The sequence below is a fragment of the Metabacillus sp. YM-086 genome (assembly GCF_048059995.1).
GTDB lineage: Bacteria > Bacillota > Bacilli > Bacillales > Bacillaceae > Metabacillus > Metabacillus litoralis_B.
In genome coordinates this window covers 1-8,676 of sequence record NZ_JBLUOI010000126.1, presented here as the reverse complement: position 1 = coordinate 8,676, position 8,676 = coordinate 1, and the positions used below count along the sequence as shown (strand labels likewise).

The following is an 8,676-nucleotide window of genomic DNA, read 5'->3' as shown; positions in this document are numbered from 1 at the left end:
TTTAAATTTAACTGCGGAAGCTATTAACATCGATTTAGCACGAAGACAAAAAGGGTATGGCCGCGGAAGAAGAATGCAAATTGAAAAAGATCAAGTTCAAATTTTAGGTGGAGTAAGACACGGGAAAGCGTTAGGATCACCAATCTCCCTTGTTGTTGAGAATAAAGATTGGAAGCATTGGACAAAAATTATGGGTGCGGAACCAATAACTCCAGAAGAAGAGCAGGAGGTAAAACGCCAAATAACTCGTCCTCGTCCAGGCCATGCAGATTTAATTGGTGCTATGAAATATGGACATAGAGATATGAGAAATGTATTAGAGCGTTCCTCTGCTCGTGAAACAACAGTTCGAGTGGCAGTTGGTTCGTTAGCTAAACAAATTCTAGCTGAATTAGGGATTAAAGTGGTAGGTCATGTCCTTGAGATAGGCGGAGTTAGAGCAGAGAACAAAGAATATCAAGATATTGATGATTTATTAGCCGTAACAGAAGAGTCACCAGTTAGATGTTATGACCGTGAAGCTGAAACGAAAATGATGGAAGCAATTGACAATGCTAAAGAAAATGGAGATTCTATTGGAGGAATTGTTGAAGTTGTTGTTGAGGGCTTACCTGCTGGAATAGGCAGTTATGTTCATTATGATCGCAAGCTTGATAGCAAAATAGCAGGTGCCATCGTAAGCATTAATGCATTTAAAGGTGTTGAATTTGGTATAGGGTTTGAAGCAGCTCGTAAGTTTGGAAGTCAAGTTCATGATGAGATACTGTGGAATGAGGAAGAAGGCTACACAAGAAGAACAAATAGATTAGGTGGTTTTGAAGGCGGAATGACAACTGGAATGCCTGTTGTAGTTCGAGGAGTTATGAAGCCAATTCCAACACTATATAAACCATTACAAAGTGTTGATATTGATACAAAAGAACCTTTCACAGCTAGTATTGAACGCTCTGATAGCTGTGCAGTGCCAGCAGCAAGTGTTGTTGCGGAAGCTGTTGTAGCTTGGGAGATCGCAAACGCGATTGTTGAACAGTTTGGTTTGGATCGTATGGATCTTATTAAAGAAAATGTTGAAGAAATGCGAAAATATTCGAGGGATTTCTAATGAAGTCAATTGTCATCCATACACAAGACTCAACTTATCCAGTTATTGTCGGTGAAGGTGCAATAAATGAACTCTTAGGATTACTAGAAAATCTGGAACCCTCTAAAGTACTTGTTGTGACAGATACAAATGTTGATCGTTTATATGGTGAGCTCTTACTAGACAAGATTAGACCTATGTACACAACTAGTAAATATGTTATTAATAGCGGAGAAGAGGCTAAGTCTTTTAATGTTTTTTATGAAGTACAAACCTTTGCATTAAAGCAGCAATTAGATCGTAAATCTGTTGTTATTGCGTTTGGTGGAGGAGTAGTAGGTGATTTAACAGGTTTTGTTGCAGCAACTTATATGAGAGGAATTCCTTATATACAAGTACCAACAACGCTGTTAGCACATGATAGTGCTGTTGGTGGAAAAGTAGCAATCAATCATCCTGAAGGGAAAAATATGATTGGGGCTTTTTATCAGCCTAAAGCGGTAGTATATGATAGTCAGTTTCTACAAAGTCTGCCTGTAACAGAATTGCGATCTGGATTTGCGGAGGTTATTAAACATTCTCTTATTAAAAGTGAATCATTCTATCAATTTTTGGTTAACGAAATACAACAGTTAAAAGACATCACAACTGAAAGGTTACAACGAATGATACTTGAAGGTATTCAAATCAAAGCAGATGTTGTAACAAAGGATGAAAGAGAATTAGGTTTACGTGAAATTTTGAATTTTGGCCATACTCTAGGTCATGCAGTTGAGGCAGAGGCTGGCTATGGAAAGCTTTCACATGGAGACTGCGTAGCAGTAGGGATGTTATTTGCTACCTGGTTAAGTAATAAATTATTACAAGCAGACTTGCCATACCGTGAGTTAAAAACATGGTTTGATACGATAGGTTATCCAGTAGAGGTCCCTGATTCATATGCAACCGAGCAATTAATAGCCAAAATGGTTAAAGATAAAAAAACTAAATCTAATCAAATTAAAATGATTTTATTAGAACGTATTGGAGAAACAACTTCTGCAACTTTCAGCAAAGAGGAGCTACATTCCTTACTTGACGAGTGGAGAGCAGGAACGGGGGGAAAGCGTTGATTAGGGGAATCCGAGGAGCAATAACAGTCGGTGAAGATAATGAGCGTCATGTTATTGATGCAACAGAAAAACTGTTACAAGAAATGATCCAAAAAAACAATGTAGATCCTGAGAACGTCGCACAGGTCCTTATAACCGTAACACATGATTTGACATCAACATTTCCTGCAAAAGCATTAAGAAATTTTGAAGGTTGGGTCTATGTACCGGTCATGTGTATGCAAGAAATACCAGTTCCAGGAAGCCTTGAAAAATGTATAAGAATTATGATGACAGTAGAAACACCTATAAAGCAAGAACAAATTTTTCATGCTTATTTAGAAGGTGCGACAGTGTTAAGACCAGATTTATCAAAGTCCTAACAGTGTATGGCTCCCTTAAAAGTAGTTAGAAAATTTGGAACAGTGTTATATCATTCTTGACAGTAAAGAGAAAGTTATAATAACATAATGTAGAAGATTATGATTAATTAGATGAGTAGAGTTAAATAGTTTAGGGTAGTAGAGAATGAGTCAAGTTTAGCTGAGGTTTTTTTCGTAAAGGCACAAGTCTACCCAAAAACCATCGTGTTTTTGGGTTTTTATTTTCATTCATATAGCTTGCGAAGGTTTTGTTGTTAGTTTAATTTTAACAATTCCTTAGCCTTGTTTAAGTATATATGTCAAGAGATAAGTGCTTAATAATCTTCAACCTTTAATAACCTCCTAAATACTCGTTCTCCAAAACATATTGGAGGAGTGAGTTACTATGAATTTTTCTTCTTTTTCCACTTTTTGTGAAGATAGCAAGCATTATCGCACCATCCCCATCGTAAAAAAATATATCGTGGATACGTTCACGCCAATTCAATTATTTCAACTTTTTAAAGAAGAGGCTGTTTATTTACTTGAGAGTAAGGACTCAGAATCTAGCTGGTCCAGATATTCATTTATTGGTTTAAATCCATTTTTATTTATTGAAGAAAACCACGGAGAGTTTTCTATTCTGAACGAACAAAGAAAAACGATATCAAAATCAAATTCTATTACAACAACCTTTAAACAACTCCAAGATCATTTAGCTATTAAGTTACCAGATTTAGAGATACCTTTTGTTGGGGGAGCCGTAGGATATATTGGATATGACACAGTTTCTATAATTGAAAAAGTTGAAAAGCATGAAACGAATGATTTAAACCAGCAAAATTGTATGTTTTTTGTTTGTGAAACGGTTATTGCGTTTGATCATCAAGAAAAACAGCTTTATTTTATTCACTACGAAAGAGTAAATGGTACCGAAGATGAGTCAAGGTTAAAGGCTACGTATCAACTAGCTGAAGCAAAGCTGAACAAATTTGAAAGCATGCTAAAACAAAAACCTCAATCAGAGCATTTACCACTAGCAGTTTCGGATTCATTTGATGTCAATTTTGATGAAATTCAATCAAACTATGAAAAAGGCAAGTTTTTAGAAGATGTTGAGAAGGTAAAAGAATACATTCGTGCAGGGGATATTTTTCAAGGGGTACTATCACAAAGGTTTGAAATTCCAATTTCAACAGACGGTTTTTCACTTTACCGAATTTTACGTATTGTAAATCCCTCACCATATTTATTTTATATTCGAATTAATGACACAGAGCTTGTCGGCAGTTCTCCTGAAAGACTTATTTATATTCAAAATAAACATCTTGAAATTCATCCAATTGCCGGGACAAGAAGAAGAGGAAAAACTGTTGAAGAAGACTTATTTTTCGAAGAAGAATTAAAGAATGATGAAAAGGAAAGAGCAGAGCATTATATGTTGGTTGATTTGGCACGAAATGATTTAGGTAGAGTTGCTGAATACGGAACAGTTAAAACTCCTACGTTAATGGAAGTTGGTCGTTTTTCACACGTGATGCACCTAATTTCAAAGGTTACGGCTCAATTAAAAGAAGAAGTACATCCAATGGATGCATTATTATCTTCGTTTCCTGCTGGAACTGTTTCAGGGGCTCCGAAAATACGAGCTATGCAAATTATTCAAGAATTAGAACCGACAGCGAGAGGAAGTTATGCAGGTTGTGTTGCCTACGTTGGTTTTGATGGAAATGTAGACTCTTGTATTACGATCCGAACGATTACAGTCAAAAATAATGTAGCCTATGTTCAAGCTGGTGCAGGGATCGTTGTGGATAGTGTACCTGAACTTGAATGGAAGGAAACATGTAATAAAGCGAGCGCTATGTTGAAAGCAATCCAATTGGCTGAAAAAGTCTTTTCTGAGGAGGAGAAACGTGATGAAAGAACTTCTAGCAACGTGTATTGAGGGTCATACTTTGACTGAGGAGCAGGCTGAGGAAGTAATGAATTCGATCATGTCTGGTCAAGCAACACCTAGTCAAATCGCAAGTTTAGTGTCCATTATGCGTCTAAGAGGCGAAACGGTTGATGAATTGGTTGGCTTTACAAAATCAATGAAAAAACACATGTCTTCTATTAACTATGATTTTGATATTGTAGACACCTGTGGTACTGGTGGAGACGGCTCCTCAACCTTTAATATCTCAACTGCAGCAGCAATCGTTGCATCCTCATTAAAGGTGAAGGTAGCAAAACACGGAAATCGTGCTGTTTCTTCTAAAAGTGGAAGTGCAGATGTTCTTGAGAAACTAGGCGTTAATATTCAAACATCAAAGGAGGAAGCGGTAAAAAGCTTAGACGAAAAAAACATGAGCTTTTTATTTGCACCTATGTTTCATTCTTCAATGAAACATGCAGTGAATCCTCGTAAAGAAATTGGGTTTCGGACTGTTTTTAATCTACTTGGTCCATTATCAAATCCAGCAAATGCAAAACGTCAAATAATTGGTGTTTTTTCTACGAATTATGCAGAAAAAATGGCAGAAGCGTTAAAACGGTTAGGCGCAGAGCATGTTTTACTCGTTACAGGACGTGATGGCTTGGATGAAATATCTATAACAACAGCAACTGATGTCGTAGAGCTTAAAAATGGACGTATATCCAGATACGTTCTTCATCCAACTGATGTTGGACTTGTAGAAGGTGTTATGGATGAGATACAGGTCCAAAATTCAGATGATAGTGCAGAGCTTATCGAAAAAATATTTAGAGGTGAAGCACCAGAAAGTGCAGAGAATATTGTGGCTTTAAATGCAGGTGCAGCCCTTTATGTTGCAAATCATGTTCAATCATTAGATATGGGCGTGTTATATGCTAAAGAAGCGATTAAAAATGGTACAGCTTTAAAGCAATTAAAATCATTGCAGCATCAGCAGGAGGAAAATTATGCTTAATAAAATTATTGAAACAAAAAAAGAAGAAGTTAAAAATTTGATTCTGCCGGAAGATGAAGGCTTACCAAATCACTCTTTTCTTGAGGCCCTAATTTCCTCTAACAGGGATATGGCATTAATTGCTGAAGTGAAAAAAGCATCGCCATCAAAGGGTTTAATTAAGGAAAACTTTGATCCAGTGGAAATTGCTCTTGCATATGAAAAAGGAGGAGCAGATTGTTTATCCGTTTTGACAGATTCTCCTTACTTTCAAGGTAAACGAGAGTATTTAACTGCTATCAAGAAAACTGTAAATTTACCTGTTTTGAGAAAAGACTTTATTATCGATTCTATCCAAATTGATGAAGCGAAACGGATAGGGGCTGATGCGGTATTATTAATAAGCGAAGCTCTTGAACCCGCTGTGTTAAAAGATCTTTATCAATATTCTTATGAATTAGGATTGGATGTCTTAGTAGAAGTGCATGACCAGCATAACTTAGAGCAAGTTTTAAATGTTATTACTCCAAAAATACTTGGAGTAAATAACCGAAACCTAAAAACATTTGAAACGAATATTCAACAATTAGAAGGAATGGCTTCTTCAATTCCAGAAGAAACATTACTGGTAAGTGAGAGTGGAATTTATACAAAGGAGGATTTAGATTTAGTGAAACAGTACGGAGCTAAAGCTGTACTAGTAGGAGAGTCGTTAATGAGAAAAGAAAATCAAACGTTGGCTGTACAACAATTATTTGGAGAGAGTCTTAATGTCTAAGATCGCATTGAAATTTTGTGGAGTCCAAAGTCTTGAAGATCTTCAAGTAGTCTCAGATTCTATTGCTCAATACATTGGATTCATTTTTGCAGAAAGTAAAAGAAAAGTTAATCCACATTTGGTTGGACAATGGTTAAAAGAAGTTAATACAAAGAAGAAAGTCGCTGCTGTATTCGTAAATCCTACTGTAGAAGAAGTTCATTCTGTTTTAAAACATGTTCCAGTTGATGTGATTCAATTCCATGGAAATGAGACAATCGAACAAATTAATCAAGTCCGTGAGATATATCCAGGTTTTATTTGGAAAGCTCTTCACCATCATGACCATACTTTAGAAGAAATGAAAAAGTATGTAGAGTTAGTTGATGGATTTGTTGTAGATTCAAGAACGAAGGGTCAATGGGGAGGTACTGGTGTTAGTTTTGACTGGGATGCGGTACCTGTTTACCTTGAATTTGCAGCAAAATATAATAAAATTTGTTTTATTGCAGGCGGTGTTAATGAAGAGAATATTTCTAATCTCTTAAACTATCATCCACAGGCTATTGATCTATCTAGTGGCATTGAAGTTGACCGGAAAAAAAGTAAAGAAAAGATTAGACTGATAGAGGAAAGGGTGTTACAACATGAACATATATCCTGATAAAAATGGACGTTACGGCGATTTCGGAGGTCGCTTTGTGCCAGAAACATTAATGAGTCCATTAGCTGAAATTGAACAAGCACATAAAGAAGCAATGCAAGATCCAAGCTTTTTAGAGGAATATTCATACTTATTAAAAGAATACTCTGGCAGACCAACAACGGTCACTTTTGCAGGAAATATAACAAGAAAATTAGGTGGAGCAAAAGTATATCTAAAGCGTGAGGATTTGAATCATACGGGAGCTCATAAAATTAATAATGCCATTGGCCAGGTTCTTTTAGCAAAGCGTATGGGAAAAACTAAGGTGATTGCCGAGACGGGTGCTGGTCAACATGGTGTTGCCACAGCAACTGTTGCTGCTAAATTTGGAATGGAATGTAAAGTGTTTATGGGGGAAGAAGATGTTCGCCGTCAGGAATTAAATGTTTTTCGTATGCAGCTTTTAGGAGCTGAAGTAATTCCAGTGACAAGCGGAAACAAAACGTTAAAAGATGCTACAAATGAAGCGATGAGATATTGGGTGCAGCATTGTGAAAATCATTTTTACATTATAGGCTCAGTGGTTGGTCCACATCCTTATCCATATATTGTGAGAGAGTTTCAAAGGGTAATAGGGGATGAAGCAAAGGATCAATTCTATCATATTGAAGGCAGTCTACCAACTAAAGTAATAGCTTGTGTTGGTGGTGGAAGTAATGCAATTGGAATGTTCGCTGCTTTTATACCTGAAGACGTAGAATTAGTAGGTGTTGAGGCTGCAGGAAAAGGTGTTGAAACTGATATGCATGCAGCCACAATAACAAAAGGAACAAAGGGTGTCCTACACGGTTCATTAACTTATCTACTGCAAGATGAATATGGACAAATAACGGAACCTTATTCCATCTCAGCCGGACTCGATTATCCTGGAATAGGTCCTGAGCATGCACACTTAGCTAATACAGGGCGTGTTAAATATGAAAGTGTGACAGATCAGGAAGCGCTAGACGCATTAGAATTTTTAGCACGTGAAGAAGGGATTTTAGCAGCAATTGAGTCAGCGCATGCCCTTTCAGCAGCTTTCGAACATGCTAAAAACATGGGTAATGAGGAAAGCATCTTAATTTGTTTATCCGGTCGGGGAGATAAAGATGTCCACACATTAATGTCTCATTATAAGGAGGTTGGAAAAGCATGACAGCCCTATTTAAGCAACCTATAAATAATCAATTATTCATTCCATTTATAACTGCAGGAGATCCAAATTCTGAGGCAACAATCGATTTAGCCCTTGCCTTACAAGAAGCTGGAGCATCGGCAATTGAATTAGGGATACCATACTCGGACCCTGTTGCAGATGGCCCTGTCATTCAGAAGGCCTCAAGTCGGTCACTAAAAAATGGTATGAATATTGTAAAAGCAATCAAACTTGTGCCTGAAATGCGAAAAAAAGGGTTGAATATTCCAATAATTCTATTTACGTATTATAATCCTGTGTTACAATTAGATCAGGAATCCTTTTTCGCTTTACTGCGGGAAAACACGATAGACGGTTTATTAATTCCAGATATTCCGTTTGAAGAAAGTGAGGAACTTCGAGAAAAATGTAAGGAGTATTCTATTGCATTTATCTCTCTAGTAGCTCCAACTTCTTCTAGTAGAATTAAAATGATTGCAGAGGCAGCAGAAGGTTTTATTTATTGTGTTTCATCATTAGGCGTTACAGGAGTACGTAAAAATTTTGATGATTCTATTGCATCCTTTCTAGAGGAAGTAAGAAAGCATAGTAAAGTTCCTGTTGCTGTAGGGTTTGGTGTTTCCTCA

9 protein-coding genes are annotated in these 8,676 nt (G+C 36.7%); all 9 read left to right on the top strand.

Annotation, left to right across the window (positions count from 1 at the left end):
• Window positions 1-1,102: chorismate synthase (gene aroC / locus ACEWK1_RS26465; RefSeq protein ID WP_416636813.1), on the top strand; the 1,102-nt coding region annotated here is incomplete at its 5' end.
• Window positions 1,102-2,193 (top strand): 3-dehydroquinate synthase, encoded by a 1,092-nt coding sequence (gene aroB / locus ACEWK1_RS26460; protein WP_121662593.1) that lies wholly within the window; start codon window positions 1,102-1,104, stop codon window positions 2,191-2,193. The genes aroC and aroB, both read left to right, overlap by 1 nt.
• Complete coding sequence (gene aroH / locus ACEWK1_RS26455) at window positions 2,190-2,555, top strand: chorismate mutase (protein ID WP_121662592.1); 366 nt, start codon at window positions 2,190-2,192, stop codon at window positions 2,553-2,555. Before aroB ends, aroH begins: the two co-directional genes overlap by 4 nt.
• Window positions 2,556-2,940: 385 nt before the next feature.
• The gene (gene trpE / locus ACEWK1_RS26450; RefSeq protein WP_121662591.1) at window positions 2,941-4,482 is read left to right on the top strand and encodes an anthranilate synthase component I; all 1,542 of its coding nucleotides are present in this window, start codon (window positions 2,941-2,943) and stop codon (window positions 4,480-4,482) included.
• Entirely contained in the window at window positions 4,451-5,470 is a 1,020-nt protein-coding gene (gene trpD, locus ACEWK1_RS26445) for an anthranilate phosphoribosyltransferase (RefSeq protein ID WP_416636812.1), read from the top strand. The genes trpE and trpD overlap by 32 nt, the downstream gene beginning before the upstream one ends.
• The gene (gene trpC / locus ACEWK1_RS26440) at window positions 5,463-6,227 is read left to right on the top strand and encodes an indole-3-glycerol phosphate synthase TrpC (protein WP_416636811.1); all 765 of its coding nucleotides are present in this window, start codon (window positions 5,463-5,465) and stop codon (window positions 6,225-6,227) included. The genes trpD and trpC overlap by 8 nt, the downstream gene beginning before the upstream one ends.
• Entirely contained in the window at window positions 6,220-6,870 is a 651-nt protein-coding gene (locus tag ACEWK1_RS26435; RefSeq protein ID WP_121662588.1) for a phosphoribosylanthranilate isomerase, read from the top strand. Before trpC ends, ACEWK1_RS26435 begins: the two co-directional genes overlap by 8 nt.
• Window positions 6,854-8,050 carry a tryptophan synthase subunit beta gene (gene trpB, locus ACEWK1_RS26430; protein ID WP_416636810.1) on the top strand — a complete coding sequence of 399 codons (1,197 nt, stop codon included), beginning with the start codon at window positions 6,854-6,856 and terminating at the stop codon, window positions 8,048-8,050. Before ACEWK1_RS26435 ends, trpB begins: the two co-directional genes overlap by 17 nt.
• On the top strand, window positions 8,047-8,676 hold a 630-nt coding region (trpA, locus tag ACEWK1_RS26425), incomplete at its 3' end, for a tryptophan synthase subunit alpha (RefSeq protein WP_416636809.1). The genes trpB and trpA, both read left to right, overlap by 4 nt.